General features: G+C 42.0%; 16 protein-coding genes. All 16 read left to right on the top strand.

Annotated elements, in window-relative coordinates:
• Position 1: 1 nt before the first annotated feature.
• The 16 genes from fmt to I6E83_RS00245 all read left to right on the top strand — a co-directional run bounded on the left by fmt (position 2) and on the right by I6E83_RS00245 (position 14,979).
• Positions 2 to 1,072, top strand: a complete 1,071-nt coding sequence (gene fmt / locus I6E83_RS00320) for a methionyl-tRNA formyltransferase (RefSeq protein ID WP_197099479.1) — start codon at positions 2 to 4, stop codon at positions 1,070 to 1,072.
• A 66-nt stretch (positions 1,073 to 1,138) separates the two neighbouring features.
• The gene (locus tag I6E83_RS00315; RefSeq protein WP_197099478.1) at positions 1,139 to 2,719 is read left to right on the top strand and encodes a transcription antitermination factor NusB; all 1,581 of its coding nucleotides are present in this window, start codon (positions 1,139 to 1,141) and stop codon (positions 2,717 to 2,719) included.
• 9 nt (positions 2,720 to 2,728) lie between these two features.
• Positions 2,729 to 3,262 carry a hypothetical protein gene (locus I6E83_RS00310; RefSeq protein WP_197099477.1) on the top strand — a complete coding sequence of 178 codons (534 nt, stop codon included), beginning with the start codon at positions 2,729 to 2,731 and terminating at the stop codon, positions 3,260 to 3,262.
• Positions 3,263 to 3,312: 50 nt separating this feature from the next.
• Complete coding sequence (gene thrC / locus I6E83_RS00305) at positions 3,313 to 4,734, top strand: threonine synthase (RefSeq protein WP_197099476.1); 1,422 nt, start codon at positions 3,313 to 3,315, stop codon at positions 4,732 to 4,734.
• 354 nt (positions 4,735 to 5,088) lie between these two features.
• Positions 5,089 to 6,186 (top strand): LysM peptidoglycan-binding domain-containing protein, encoded by a 1,098-nt coding sequence (locus tag I6E83_RS00300; RefSeq protein WP_227680754.1) that lies wholly within the window; start codon positions 5,089 to 5,091, stop codon positions 6,184 to 6,186.
• Between the two features lie 62 nt (positions 6,187 to 6,248).
• Positions 6,249 to 7,487, top strand: coding sequence for a DNA-processing protein DprA (gene dprA, locus I6E83_RS00295; protein WP_197099475.1), 1,239 nt, complete (start codon positions 6,249 to 6,251; stop codon positions 7,485 to 7,487).
• 158 nt (positions 7,488 to 7,645) lie between these two features.
• A complete protein-coding gene (locus tag I6E83_RS00290) occupies positions 7,646 to 8,284 on the top strand; it encodes an L-threonylcarbamoyladenylate synthase (RefSeq protein ID WP_197099474.1) in 639 nt (212 codons plus the stop codon).
• A gap of 167 nt (positions 8,285 to 8,451) precedes the next feature.
• The gene (locus I6E83_RS00285; RefSeq protein ID WP_110922156.1) at positions 8,452 to 8,970 is read left to right on the top strand and encodes a GbsR/MarR family transcriptional regulator; all 519 of its coding nucleotides are present in this window, start codon (positions 8,452 to 8,454) and stop codon (positions 8,968 to 8,970) included.
• A gap of 154 nt (positions 8,971 to 9,124) precedes the next feature.
• Positions 9,125 to 10,078 (top strand): fatty acid desaturase family protein, encoded by a 954-nt coding sequence (locus tag I6E83_RS00280; protein ID WP_197099466.1) that lies wholly within the window; start codon positions 9,125 to 9,127, stop codon positions 10,076 to 10,078.
• A gap of 41 nt (positions 10,079 to 10,119) precedes the next feature.
• A complete protein-coding gene (locus tag I6E83_RS00275; protein ID WP_197099464.1) occupies positions 10,120 to 10,569 on the top strand; it encodes a hypothetical protein in 450 nt (149 codons plus the stop codon).
• Positions 10,570 to 10,613: 44 nt separating this feature from the next.
• The gene (locus tag I6E83_RS00270; RefSeq protein WP_197099462.1) at positions 10,614 to 11,075 is read left to right on the top strand and encodes a hypothetical protein; all 462 of its coding nucleotides are present in this window, start codon (positions 10,614 to 10,616) and stop codon (positions 11,073 to 11,075) included.
• Between the two features lie 112 nt (positions 11,076 to 11,187).
• Positions 11,188 to 11,688: a hypothetical protein gene (locus tag I6E83_RS00265; protein WP_197099461.1), complete on the top strand. Its 501-nt coding sequence runs from the start codon at positions 11,188 to 11,190 to the stop codon at positions 11,686 to 11,688.
• Between the two features lie 20 nt (positions 11,689 to 11,708).
• The gene (locus I6E83_RS00260) at positions 11,709 to 12,683 is read left to right on the top strand and encodes an epimerase (protein ID WP_197099459.1); all 975 of its coding nucleotides are present in this window, start codon (positions 11,709 to 11,711) and stop codon (positions 12,681 to 12,683) included.
• Between the two features lie 27 nt (positions 12,684 to 12,710).
• A complete protein-coding gene (locus I6E83_RS00255) occupies positions 12,711 to 13,418 on the top strand; it encodes an NMCC_0638 family (lipo)protein (protein ID WP_197099457.1) in 708 nt (235 codons plus the stop codon).
• A gap of 114 nt (positions 13,419 to 13,532) precedes the next feature.
• Positions 13,533 to 13,994 (top strand): hypothetical protein, encoded by a 462-nt coding sequence (locus tag I6E83_RS00250; protein WP_197099456.1) that lies wholly within the window; start codon positions 13,533 to 13,535, stop codon positions 13,992 to 13,994.
• A gap of 115 nt (positions 13,995 to 14,109) precedes the next feature.
• Complete coding sequence (locus I6E83_RS00245) at positions 14,110 to 14,979, top strand: fatty acid desaturase family protein (RefSeq protein ID WP_197099455.1); 870 nt, start codon at positions 14,110 to 14,112, stop codon at positions 14,977 to 14,979.
• Position 14,980: the final 1 nt, after the last annotated feature.

The following is a 14,980-nucleotide window of genomic DNA, read 5'->3' as shown; positions in this document are numbered from 1 at the left end:
TATGACTACAATTGCTTCTACCTCAGAACTATCTACGCCATCTATTCCCTATAATCCTCTATCTACTGGCCGATTGAGGGTGGTATTTGCGGGGACGCCTGAGTTTGCAGCGATTAGTCTGGAGTCACTAATTAGTCAGCAAGACGTACTGAATATAGAGATTGTCGCGGTGTACACACAGCCTGATCGCAAAGCAGGTCGTGGCCAAAAGTTGGCGGCTTCTGCGGTGAAAGAGGTTGCACTCACAAACGATATCCCTATAGAGCAACCACTCACCTTTAAAAAATCTAGTACAGAAGGATTGGCTGCTAGGCAAACTCTACGTACTTACCAACCAGATATTATGATTGTCGCCGCTTACGGATTGATTTTACCTATCGGTGTATTAGAGACGCCTACTCATGGTTGCCTAAATATCCATGCCTCACTATTACCGCGTTGGCGCGGTGCTGCACCTATTCATCGTGCACTTTTGGCCGGAGATGATGAGACGGGTATTACCATTATGCAGATGGACAAAGGATTGGATACAGGCGATATGATTTATAAAGTCAGCGCTAGTATTGATCTTATTGATACTGCTGCCAGTCTACACGATAAAATGGCTGCGCTTGGTGCGACAGCCATCAGTACGGTGCTAAAAGACTTATCTACTTATCAAGCGCAAGCTATCGCTCAAGATGATAGTCAAGCCAACTATGCTGAAAAGCTGGTCAAAACGGAAGGCGAAGTTGACTGGTCACAGCCTGCTGCTGCTATTGAACGCCAAATCCGAGGGCTGACCCCATGGCCAGGTGCTTATACTTTTCTTGCAGGGCAACGTGTCAAAGTGTTGGCGAGTTTGCCTGTGAATGCCTCTCAGCAAACTAATGAATCTGCTGGAACTGTTATCAGTGTCGGACGAAAAGCGATTTTAGTGGCTTGTGGTAAGGATAACAATAACGAGTCGTCGGCTACTACTTTAGCCATTACTCATTTACAGTTTGCAGGTGGTAAGCCGATGACTGCTGAACAAGTTTGCCACGGCAACCAATTAAATGACGGCGATCAATTTACGACAGAATCAGAATAACTTTTACTTATATTTAACCTACTTGCACAAGACGCTATCGATCATACGTCAAGGAAATGAAATTTAATGAGACAAAACAGTACTGCGCCTAGAAACAATAAGCTCAAACCATCAAGCAACCTTATTATGAATGGTAGCGTACGCGTGCGTGTGATTCGTACCTTACTGGCCATTCAAAACGGTCAGTCGCTCTCAAGCGTCCTTGATCCATTATTGAATAGTCTGCATGATGGTGACAAAGGCTTTGCCCATGCATTATTGCTCACGACATTGCGTCAATGGCACGCGCTGGCACGTTTGCTCGACAGCTTAGCAGATAACCCTATTGATGAAGTTGAAGTTCGTACCACCATTCAAGTAGGTTTAGTGCAGCTGCTTTATTTAGAAGTAGCTGACCATGCTGCGATTCATGAAACCGTTGAAGCTGCCAAAGAGATTGAGTTCGCTCATTCTACTGGTTTGGTGAATGCTATTTTGCGTAAAGTTGCCAAAAACCCAAGTAAATTCCGTAAGAAGTGCGATAAAAAACATAGTTTACCGAACTGGCTCGCTTATCAGCTTAAGCAAGACTGGAGCGAGGAGTATGATGATCTGACACAAGGCTTGCGCCAGCCAGCACCGATGTTTTTACGAGTGAATTCTGCGGTTACTTCGGTAGAGGATTATCAGCATGCATTGGACGGGGCAGAAATTGATGCAGATATTGTTGAGCTAACGACTGGTTTTAAGGTAGCGAATTCATCAGAGACTACCGATTCTACCACGCTATCAACCAAAGGTCTTAGACTACATCAAAGTACTGCCGTTAACGCTTTGCCTGATTTCGCTTTAGGAACGGCTAGCGTTCAAGACATGCATGCCCAGCTAGCTGCACCGATTATTAATAAAGCATTGATGGCTAAGCTCATTGCTGAAAGTGCGAATACTGACAGCGACAGTGATGAAAGTAATAATGAGATACACATTTTAGATGCTTGTGCGGCCCCTGGTGGTAAATTGGCTCACTGGTTAGAGCTCATAAGCGCTAATGACGAATCATCGTTGTTTCACGTGAAACAAGATAATGCTGAAACGTCACCTGCAATTACTGATATCAAGGTAACGGCTATCGATAACGAAGCACCACGTATCGAGCGTATTCGTGAGAATTTACAGCGCCTAAATTTGAGTCAGCATGATTTGCAGCAAGCAGATAACAGCATTGCATTGAACATTGTCTGTGCAGATGCGACCAGATGGCAGCATGGCAAGAATAAAAAAGCAGCGACAAATGAACCAGTATTTGATGCGATATTATTGGACTCTCCTTGTACCGCGACGGGAGTGATTCGTCGTCATCCTGATATCAGTATCTTGCGTACCGAAGAAGACATCGAGCAAACGGCGCTGCTACAAGCAGACATCTTGCATAATCTATGGCCACAACTCAAAGCTGGTGGTTATCTGCTGTACGTGACATGTTCTATCTTAAAGCAAGAGAACGTTGAGCAAATGCAGGACTTTATCACTCATCATAATGATGCGGTAGCGATTGAGTTTACTGACGATTGCAGTTGGGGTATCGAACAAGCGATCGGTCGTCAGTGCTTACCGATTGATAGCGCGAGTGGCGATGGTTTCTATTATGCGTTGTTGATGAAGAGTTAATGTAATAGCATGAACAACCTTTCTATGATTAATATTCAGCAAGACTATAATCCTGAAGTATTTCATTCAGAACTCACAGTGGATAGTGTGGCACTTAGTGAGTGGCTTGCTGAGTATATAGATAAGGCTACTCAGTTCAGAAATCTAGGTGTTGAAGAGTTAGGGCTGAGTCTAAACCTAGATTTATATTCCGATACTAAGATTGTTTGGTACTATTTAGGGCAGTTAGGTGATGGTAATGTTAGCTATGTACCATTATTAGTCTGCCCGGAAGATAATGATTTGTCTTGTACTACCATTGCCACTGAGCAATATATTATCGATGATAAAGTGGTATGGAAGCGTTTTGGACTGCTTACAGGTTCAATCGAAAAGCAAAACCCAGATGCTATAGATTGGTTTGATACTGTACCTGAATTAACGTTTGCTAAAGATAATTTTGAAAAGGTGTTCAGTCAGTTTATGAGGGACTTTACTGAAGCTTATCAACACCGAGATGAATTTGTAGATATTGATTTTCCAACGAATTTTCGTATTAATTGATACTTATACTGACTGAAGTCACATAAAACTAAGCTTATATAGGATAAACCATGAAATATATCAGTACCCGTGGTCAGACAGCGCCAATGGATTTTAGTGATGTGCTTTTGATGGGTCTTGCCCCAGATGGTGGTTTGATGTTGCCTGAGCATTATCCAAATATTGATAGCGCAACGCTTGATGAGTGGCGTACGCTCAGCTATCCACAGCTTGCGATGGCGATTATGCAGCGTTTTGCGACAGATATTCCTGCGGCTGATTTGCAAGACCTCATTGAGCGCACTTATACCACCGAGGTGTTTGGCTCTGACGAGATTGTTCCTGTCCGCAAGCTTGAAGATAACTTATATATTCTAGGATTATCAAACGGTCCGACATTGGCATTTAAAGATGTTGCCATGCAGTTTTTGGGCAATGCTTTTGAATATGTGCTTAAGAAAAAAGACGCGCGTATTACTATCATTGGTGCGACCAGTGGTGATACGGGTAGTGCAGCGGAATATGCACTACGCGGTAAAGAAAATGTCGAAGTGTTTATGCTGTCACCACATGGCAAAATGAGTGAATTCCAGCGTGCTCAGATGTATAGTTTGACGGATGCTAATATTCACAATATCGCTATCGATGGTATGTTTGATGATTGCCAAGATATCGTTAAAGCACTTCAGCAAGATGCTGAGTTTAAAGCTGCTTATAACCTAGGCACGGTAAACTCTATCAACTGGGGTCGTATCCTAGCGCAGATTGTTTATTACTTTAAAGCTTACTTTGCAGTCACAACGAGCAATGATGAAAAAGTCAGCTTTAGCGTACCATCAGGTAACTTCGGTAATATTTGTGCCGGTCACATCGCTCGTGAAATGGGACTGCCAATTGACCGTTTGATTGTCGCAACAAATGAAAACGACGTGTTGAATGACTTCTTTAATCAAGGTGCTTATCAGCCGCGTCCAACTGAAAAAACCTATATCACCTCAAGCCCGTCGATGGATATCTCAAAAGCCTCTAACTTTGAGCGTTTTGTTTATCTGCTACTAGAGAAAGACAGCGCCCGCGTCCATGAGTTATTTGAAGGGGTGAAGTCTGGTCAAGGTTTCGATCTATCTGAGCTAATGGAAACGGTTAATACTCGCTATGGATTTGCTGCTGGCAAATCTACCCACAGTGATCGCTTGCAGACCATCAAAGCACTGTATGAGCAACATGGTGAACTGGTTGATCCACACACAGCTGACGGTATCAAGGTCGCTAAAGAGTTGCAGAAAGAGGGCGAAATCATTGTTTGTGCAGAAACAGCATTACCTGTTAAGTTTGCGGATACCATCGTTGAAGCTATCGGCCAGATAGATATCGCTCGCCCAGCTCATACTGAAGGATTAGAGAGTTTGCCGCAGCATGTGGTCGTGCTAGACAACAATGCTGAATTGGTTGCTGAGCAGATTCGCCAACATGTCACGCCAAACCCTGCATAAACCACTGCTAATGGTGAGCTTATATTCAATAGAAAACCTAAAGAAAATATCCACATAAAGGTTACACTATTGTAATAAAGTGTTTATGATTGTGTTATGGTAGATATAATTGTAATATTAGGAACAGCGTCAGCGAGTCATCATTGTGCTAGGCGCTTTTTTAGGAATAAAACCAGTCAACTACACTGAACAGCTGCCCTCTAGGCGTCACAATAAATGCAACTTTAAGTCTATATTTTTTTTGGATCTTGATGCTGGCTTATTTGCTTAAGTATCGGACAAAGAGCTTCTAGAAAAATAGACTTAAGTGCGATTTTAATGGCGATAATAGCGGTACATATTGTGGATATAACAATGAAGATGAGCTTAAACAAGATAGCAAAAGCACTGTTACTGACGACATTTAGCAGTGCGATGCTGATGAGCACTGCCCACGCTAACAATCCACCACCCACTCTTAAAGCAGATGCACCCAACCGCTACACTGTCAAAAAAGGTGATACGTTGTGGGATATCTCAGGGCGCTATCTGGATAGTCCATGGCGCTGGAAAGAGATTTGGGCGACCAACAAGCAAATCAAAAACCCCAATCTTATCTATCCTAACGACATTCTTATCTTGTGTGTGATTAAAGGTCAGACGCTCATTGGTGTGGATACAGGTGAAGGTTGTGCTGGGGTTGAAAAGCAACTTACAGGCAACGTGGTTGCTAACAAGGTAACGGTTACGTCAACTGCCAACAGCATTCCTTCTATTCCTCGGTCTGCTATTCAACATTGGCTAGATAAAACAGTCATTGTTAATCCACAAGATTTTAATACGACTCCTTATATACTGGCCTCTAAAAAAGGTAACTTAATCACTGCAACTGGTGACAAGATATATGCTAAAGGTGTGCCGCTTATCATCGGACAGCGCTACGGTATCTATCGTGAAGGCGAGTTATATACTGATCCCACGACGAAAAATATTATTGGCTTAGAAGTCACGCAAGTAGCAACGGGTTTAGTCACATCTACCGAAACCAATGGTGTTACTAGCTTGCAGCTTACCGACAGTTATGGCAAAGAAGTACGTGAAGGTGACCGCGTATTTGTTGAATTGAATAACTCTATTCCACCTGTGTTTTATCCAACGCCTGCTAGTACCAGTCGTGGTGGTATGATTGTACGTGTGATGGATTCAATCAGTTCAGCCGCGAAGGGCAGTGTGGTCGCTATTAATCTAGGTAGTACCGAAGGTGCTAAGCCTGGTGATGTCCTGACGGTCTATCAAAAAGGTGCTTTGGTACGTGATATCAAAGATGAAGATACGCCTGTACGTTTGCCAAATGAACAAACTGGTATGGTAATGGTCTTCAATACATTTGATCATATTAGCTATGCTTATGTGCTTAGTTCTGAGCTACCGCTTAATGTCGGTGACCAGTTACTACCGCCTCCTTATTTATAAGGAAGTAACAGGATTGTTGGAAGGCTAACCATTCCAAATCCACCTATAAGAGATAAAGGACTATGACAGCAGTCACTTCTTCTTTAACAGACGATCAGCGCACTGTACTGGCGCTGTGGTACGAAGTGAATGCGTCATTATCTGCTTATCATAAGCTACTTACTTCCTTTGGAAATGCAGAACTTGCTTGGCAAGCCAAAGTAGAAGCATGGCGGCAAGCAGGTATTCATCATACTCATCTCAAACGTCATGAACAGCCAGAGCAAACACTCACCAATATCGATAAAATTCAGCAAGCTCTTATAGAGGGACGCTATGGTCTACTATTTGCTGACGAATCTGACTATCCCGCCCAACTCTTACAAATCTATGATCCACCGCCATTACTATTTTATCGTGGTAATCATGCGCGTCTACATCAAGCACAAATCGCTATCGTCGGTAGCCGAAAACCCACCGCACATGCACAGAAAATCACGTTTGATATTGCTCAATATTTGGCACAGGCAGGCTATATTATTACCAGTGGTCTAGCCATGGGTGTGGATAAACGAGCGCATTTAGGTGCGTTGGCTCAAGCGGACGCTGAATACCAAGGTCGAACAATTGGGGTGATGGGTACGGGTATTGATGTTAATTATCCCAACCATCATGATAAGTTGTTCGCTCAGATTATCGATCAAGGTGGCTGTATTATCAGTGAGCTATTGCCTCATACTCAGCCGCACAAACATACTTTTCCACGTCGCAACCGTTTGGTCGCTGGACTTGGGCTAGCGACTATCGTGACAGAAGCTACTATTCAGAGTGGTTCGCTCATTACTGCACGCCTAACCTCTGAGCAGGGCAAGCAAGTCTTTGCGATTCCAAGTCATATTGACAATAGCAATGCCGAGGGCTGTCATCACTTGATACGTGAAGGTGCCACTTTGATTTATCATCCTCAGCAAGTCTTAGAAGATGTCAGCGGTCAGTTGAACTATGACCGTGGTTCTTATAAAACAACAAGTGTATTGCAATCGAATGACAACTCATCCCAAAAAACGATAGGTGCGGATAGAAGTGAAGTCGCATCTAGCCATGATACTTCGTCACCCTCTAACATCAAAACTCCTCCTAGCGCTATCGTAGTACCTGAGCATTTGACGCCTGTTTATGAGCAGCTTGATTGGCATGGACAGGATTTAGACGCGCTTATCGTAGCAACTGCGCTTGCACCACCGCAATTGATTGGGCAGCTAATGGAACTTGAATTAATGGGTATTATTAGTGTACAGGGCGGACGTTATTTACGCGTCTAACGCTACACTTGCCTAACTTTAAACGTTTCTGTTTGCTAGTCTCTGATTCATTTAACATAGTAAAAAATTGGCAGCTTTTGAAATTTGTTGTCTGAGCCTAACTTTCTCCTGTGTTATGATTAGCGCTTAATCTTTTACTATCTTAAACCATTTCAGCCATGAACCATTTCACACCTTTTATCACCGATTCTATCTCACAAGCAGCTCAGAGCCTCAAAGAAGGGCAGTTGCTCGCGTATCCTACCGAGAGCGTGTGGGGCATTGGTTGTGATGCTTATAATCAACAAGCTGTTCAACGTATTCTAGATATTAAGCAGCGTCCACAAGCCAAAGGTATGATTGTCATTACGGACAGCGCAGAACGTCTGGCTCCTTTGCTATCGTCTTTAACGGATGAACAGCGTGACCCTATTCTAAAGAGTTGGCAGACAGATAGTGGCCATAATAACGATGATAGTTTGCAATATAGGCAAGCACATACATGGTTATTGCCTATTCCTCAGACACTGGCTACAGCTATACCCACTTGGATTACTGGCCAGCATCAGACGATAGCAGTAAGAGTCATTGCTCATCCTATTATTCGTCAGTTGTGCCAGAAATTGGTCAGCGTACACAATCCATTTGGACTGTTGGTCTCTACCAGCTGCAATCCATCAGGACAGCAACCTGCCATGACCTTCGACGATGCTTATGCCTATTTTGGCGAGCACATCAGTTACTTACAAGCTGATACGTTGGGCTATACCTTGCCTAGTCAAATTCGCGATGCAACCACTGGCTTAATCATTCGTTAGAGAGTAGCAGTCATTTAAATATAATGAGTTAAGCGTCATCATACAAATGATAGGTATTGTTTTTATATTTCACTATTGACAGAAATAAAAGAATGGTGCAAGATAAGTTAATAAGCAGAACAATCAAGAAATAAGCCATATCGCAAAAAAATAAGTGAATAGCCATTATGAAACTAAATCCTGTGACCGAAAAATTTATCTTACATTGGGGTGAGATGGGCTCGCAGTGGGGCGTCAATCGCACCATGTCACAGATTCATGCGTTGCTATTCATCATCGGTAAGCCGCTAAATGCTGAAGAAATTACCGAAACACTTGGTGTTGCTCGCTCTAACGTCTCAAACAGTATCAAAGAGTTGCAGCATTGGGGCTTGGTACAAAAGGTCTCCATATTGGGTGATCGTCGTGACCATTTCACGACCAATACCGACGTTTGGGAATTAGCACGCATTATTGTGGTTGAACGACAAAAGCGCGAGTTAGAGCCTACGGTGCAATTCTTACAAGAGCTGATGGACAGTCCTGAATTCGAACACGAAAACAGCGACGTAAAAGCACGCATCCGTGACACCCAAGAGTTCGTTAGTACGCTCACCACTTGGTCTGCTGAGATGCTCAAGCTACCCACAAGCATCCTCAAAAAAGTTCTTAAACTGGGTGCGAGTATTAAAAAAATCCTACGTTGATAGTGATATGTGTTATCTAAAATAAAAAATTTGAGTAACTATTTCTTTTTAGACAGAAATTTATGTAAAAAGTATAAAGGCTAGCCAAGTTTAAGTGATACGAGTTTCGATAAAAATAGCAGCAAGAAACAGCAACGACAAATGGATGTGCAAAATGAATGCAAACAAAATACACGCTGATAAAGAGAAGACCATTAAAAGCGCGATTGCTTCAGTCGAGTGGCAGGATTTGCGCCAACTGACGTGCGCTCAAATTGCTTATAACCTCATTTTGCCTTATCCATTTTTATTGCTGTCTTGGTGGTTCGCCAGCCAGTCTTTGTATGTGTTGGCATGTGGCGCTTCTTATTTATTCTTTGCTGCCGCTTTTCGCCAAGCCCATGATGGCTATCACCGTAGTTTAGGGACAGGTAAGCGCGCGACCACCGCGATATTGCTATTGCTCAGTGTACTATTGATGACCAGTTTGCATAGTATCCGAGCCACCCACATGGAACATCACCGCAATCCATTGGGTGACAGTGATATCGAAGGCCGTTTGGCAAAAGGTTCGTGGTGGCAAGCGCTGCTTGGCGGAATAGCGTATCGATTGGATATTTATCGCCAAGGATTGCGTCTCAGCAGCCGTCGTAATCAACGTATTGCTTGGTTAGAGTTTGGCTTGATTTTCCTTGTTATTATCACTGCGCTGGTATTGATTGTGCTTCCTGTAGCTGTTCCTGCTATTTCAACGTTGGCGCAAGTGTTGATATATCACCTACTGACGATGATGTTGGCCAATGCGAGTGTCGGCATTATCGCCGTGTGGGGCGTGCATCATGATTGTGATGAGACAATCGCCCGAACCGAGCGCAATCCTTTGGTCAATCTCCTAACTTTTAACCTGCTATATCACGTAGAGCATCATCTATTTCCTGCTGTGCCATCCAATCATTTACCTGAGCTTGCTAAGCGTTTAGATGCAGCAGCACCACATCTGACTAAGGCATATGTATTGCCAAATATGGCGACTGTGATGGAATTTATAAATCATTATGCGAGTAAGTTAAAAGATAAAGATCAAAATAGTAATGATAGTGAATGTCCTATTCGTAAGCGTTTTGCTTAGTGTGCTTATTAAATTAGACAGTTGAATAAAAGGATAGTTGTATGCAAATATTATTGACTCAGCCAAGTAATAGTTTGAATATTTACCCTGAGAAAAAAGTGCATAGAACATTCATACTTTTGGGTACTTTATTTCAGCTAATCTTATTTCCATTTATAGCGATTTTATTCACCTCTGATGAAAGCATAGGCTTATTGGTTATCTTGTTTTTTCCAATATATATCATAGGTGGTGGGCTACTTGGGATGAGTATGATGTCTATCATTAGTGCTTGGCACGTCAGTAAAAAGCGATTTATCAAAAAAGGATGGTGGATACAGACTTTCCTAGTTGGCTATATTGTAACAACGGTATTCTATCTTCTTTTTTTAAGTTCTATAGCAGGTATCCCTTATTTGTTAGGGATTGGTCTAACGGGAGGCATAAGTGCTGTGTTAGCAGGCATGTCAGCATTACCTACGTTAGAAGAAAATGTTGAATGCTTGAGCTAATCGACTGAAAAAATAGCTAAAAAACTGTCTCTAAGGATATCGTCATGGGTTCAGATTCTAACAAAGGTCATGAAAATTATTCAAAAGCCAATGTCATAGCATCCTATTTATTCTTTGGTGGAGCCATTGGTGGCAGCTTAATAGGATTAATAATAGCTATGCTGATGGTCTTAGAAGCTGTCTTGCAAAGTGATGTCTTGCAGAATATCGTTAGATCAATAGTGCTAGCTGTATTAGCAGTACCTATCTGTGCATTCTTTGGTTTCATGATAGGTCTGATTCCTGCAACATTGACTGGTTGTTTAGTCGCGAGTTTGAAGCTATACCGCAATTATAAAGGTTTATCGTATTCAGCTATCATCGGTACAATATCGACGGTTATCTGTACTTTACTATTCATGGTTTTTAACGACATCCCTTTTTCAATTACTGCTTGTATCTTTGCTGCCTTGATTGGAAGTTCTAGTGGATATTTCACAGGGTTGTTTGTCTTACCAAAGGCATGATTCACAGAGATAAGTTACATAATTAATCATCAATTCTCCACAGTAATTTCATGGGCTTTGCCAACGCGATATTTATACTAAATTAACGATAACTGTTAATGGAATAAATAGAATGAAAAAGAATAATGAGTTAGGTGCGTACCCTTATTTACAAGTGGTTGTTCTGTTTGCAGGAATAGGTAGCTTGGTTGGTGGGCTGGTAGCTCAGCTGTTCTTGTTGTTTATTTTTAGGAATGCTGATTTTGCTCAAATAGGTTATCAGCCATTATTATATGTTGGATTACTTGGTTTTATCCCTGCTTTATTAACGGGTATGATCGTTGCTAGTCAACAGATATGGCGCGGTGATCATAAGAGTCTACGCATGACATTCTTAGTTGGGTTCGCAACATCCGCATGTTATATGGGCGCAATCGTTTTATATTTAGGCATAAACTCATTGATAGAAGTTGGCGTATTATTCGCATTCATGATTGCTATAGGATTATTTGGTGCCATCAACTCAGCGATTGCCAGCTGCATTGCTTTACCAAAAGTATGTAAAAGTCGTTTTGATATAACGGCTAAAAAAGAAGACGATAACTATAACGGGTTAAGTTTTACTGAAAAATAATACACATTAGGGAGTAGGGCATGAATATTCTAATCAGTGGCGGTTCAGGCTTTTTGGGTAGTGCGTTCAGCAAAGAGATTCAAAGACGTTATCAACAGTCTGATAGAGATCTACACGTTACTTGGCTAACACGTGATGGCAGCCAAGCACATCCCAATAATATTGAAATGATGACTTATGACGAGCTATCAAAAACAGAAAATACTTTTGACGTGATTTTAAATCTAGCTGGTGCTGGTATTGCCGACTCGCGTTGGAGTGATACTCGCAAAGAGCAACTGCTCGTCAGTCGTATTAAACCGACCGAATCCATACTCGCATTTATCGCCCGCACCAGTATCAAACCGAAGCTGCTAGTCAGTGGCTCAGCGATTGGCTGGTATGGTATACAAGGTGATATTCCATTGACTGAAAGCAGTGGTTTTGAGACCGACTTTTCACATCAATTATGTGAGCAATGGGAACAGCTAGCTTTGACAGCAACGGAATATGGCTTACCTGTGGCTATCGTGCGAACCGGTGTGGTGATTCATCCTGAGGGCGGAATGGTTGGTAAGCTTTTGACTCCATTCAAAATGGGTGTCGGTGGTCAGTTGGGTAATGGTCAGCAGATGATGAGTTGGATCAGCCGTGAGGATTGGGTCGGGGCAGCGATATTTATCATTGAGCAGCATCTTGCTAGTAAGGGCGATAGTGATACTAACACTAACACTACACATGATAATGCATTGCAGACTACTAATGATACGCCAGCGTTTGTGTATAACTTAACGTCACCAAACCCAGTAAGTAATCATACTTTTACCAAAACGCTTGGAGCATGGCTGCATCGTCCGACCTTTTTTACTTTACCAAATTTTTTACTCAAGCTGATGTTTGGTGAGATGTCGACACTATTGATAGATGGTCAAAAAGTATTACCACAAGCATTACAGGACGCAGGTTATGAGTTCCAGCAGCCAACGCTAGAGCAAGCGTTAGCAGAGCAGAAGTAAATTTCCGAATGGACTTTAGGAATAATTATGAACAACAGAATAATCAGTTTACTTCTAATATCTACGCTGTCAGGTTTTACCTTATCAGCTTGTGGTAAAAATGATAGCGAGAGTAGTATCGAGGAATCTGTAGTAGAGACCAATAATCTAGCAGACGAAAGGAGTCTTCAAACATCTAAAGCCATTATTATTGAAGATAAAAATGTTAATGAAGTAGGGCAGACTACACTAGGTACTGTTGGTTCAACCAGTCCTATGCAAATTGCTCAGGCAGAATCGTTCTTAAATATATATAGCACAACATGTGCCAAGTATTTACCTAACTTGGATGAATTGCGTGACAAGCTCAAAGACCTACCGCAACTAACGGATGTGCAAGCAAAGCAGTTTTTAAAGGGTCATAGTGGCTCTGCTTGGCCAGTGCCGGATGATCATGGAACCTTTGTTTTAACACTACTAGAAGAAAAAAACATGTGCGCCGTATATGCGAATAAGGCCAATTCACAAGTAGTTGAAAAACAATTTAGCAATATGTTTGCTAGTGCGCCCAGTCCATTAACTTCTAATGAAAGAGATAACAGTAAACAGACAACGATATCAGGAGAAAAAACGACGCTATCGTATGAATGGGTCCAACAAGGAGTGCAAAGAAAAATGCTATTCATGCTGACTACTGATAGCTCTGCCGATGCTGATGTACAAGCCTTATTTACAGCATCTATGATTCAAGAATAAATATAGCTTTAGTTGTTGGACGATTAAGTTTTTTGTAGGTGATGTTTCATGTGAAACTTAATTGATTTGTCTTCTGCAATTCAAGTTTCATGTGAAACAATAGTAGAGGTGTTTATGAGAGGCATTGAGAGTAGAGCTGTAGTGATTGTACCTAGCTCTAGCTATCCAAAAGGTAAAGTAATAGGACTCTATGGATTGCTAGGTGGTGCGATAGGAGGCTTGATTACCTTCTCGTATATAATTGTATTGTCTGTAATTAAAGAAGGTGCTTCGATACAAGATGTTCCAGATTTTATTAAAATGCTAGCAGCTGGTGCAGTTTTTGGTTTTTTTCTGGGTCTATTGCCTGCATTATTAACTGGCTATAGTGCATACAAACTTGAGATCTATTTCGACTCTATAAGAAATGTATTTCCCTTATTTGCAATTGGTTTCATGAGCACGTTTCTATGCATAGTTTGGTTTATGCTAGAGTCGTACTCGACAGACTCTATAATAAATATCATCCTAATTTGCTGTATCGGTGGCGCAAGTGCCATAGCTACAGGTCTTATCGCACTACCTAAACATAAATAAAATTTATCTGAATATTTCACTTTTGACAGAAATAAAATAAATAAGACAAAGTAATTAAATTAAGTGGTTGCGCTAGTAAGACAGCTACTGCTTATCACTAAGTAAGGAGAACATCATGCGTCATCCTTCGTTAGCCAGTATTGAATGGCAAGATTTGCGTCAGCTTAGTCTGAGCGAGACTATTTATAATATTTTTTTATCATTACCTTTTCTATTGCTGTCATGGTGGAGCGCGTGGCAAGGGTGGTGGTTACTTGCACTTGTGGCGACTTTTTTCTTTTTCACTGCCGCGCTTAGACAAGCGCATGATTGTTATCACCGAACATTGGGAGTAGGAGTGCTCGCCACTGAGCTCATGCTATTTTTTCTCAGTATCACGATGCTCTGTAGCACACATGCTATTCGGCACACACATCTTAATCATCATCGAGATCCGCTTGGCGATAGCGATGTCGAGGGTAACTGGGCACGCTTGCCGTGGTATCAGGCAATATTGGGAGGCGGACTTTTCTCGATTGCGATTCAGTGGTTTGGCTTGACGCATGGTAGCCGTCGCAATCGCATTCTGGTTGCCTGTGATATGTTGCTCATTTTCGCAGTGATTGCCATTGCTTTTATTATGATGCATCCAGTTTTGATCTATCACGTATTGGTGATGATATTGGCGAATACGATGGTTGGGTTCTTTGCGGTATGGAGTGTACATCATGGTTGTGATGACGTGGTATATGCCCGTAGTGAGCGCCATCCGCTGATTAATCTACTGACCTTTAACTTGCTCTATCACATCGAGCATCATCTATTTCCAGCGGTGCCGACCAATCACTTACCGATACTAGCTAAGCGCTTAGATGCTGCCGCACCGCAGTGGACGCAGCAGCCAGTTATTCCTTTTTTAGCGCCAGTCAATAAGTATCAAGCAGTACACATGACCGAAAAATCTAATAGTCTTAATACTGAGGTATCACTCATAAAGGAGTCCTAAC

Source organism: Psychrobacter sp. SZ93C1 (genome assembly GCF_015864635.1).
Taxonomy (GTDB): Bacteria; Pseudomonadota; Gammaproteobacteria; order Pseudomonadales; family Moraxellaceae; genus Psychrobacter; species Psychrobacter fozii.
Note: the sequence above shows the minus strand (reverse complement) of the source record. Positions and strands in the feature narration are given on the sequence as shown.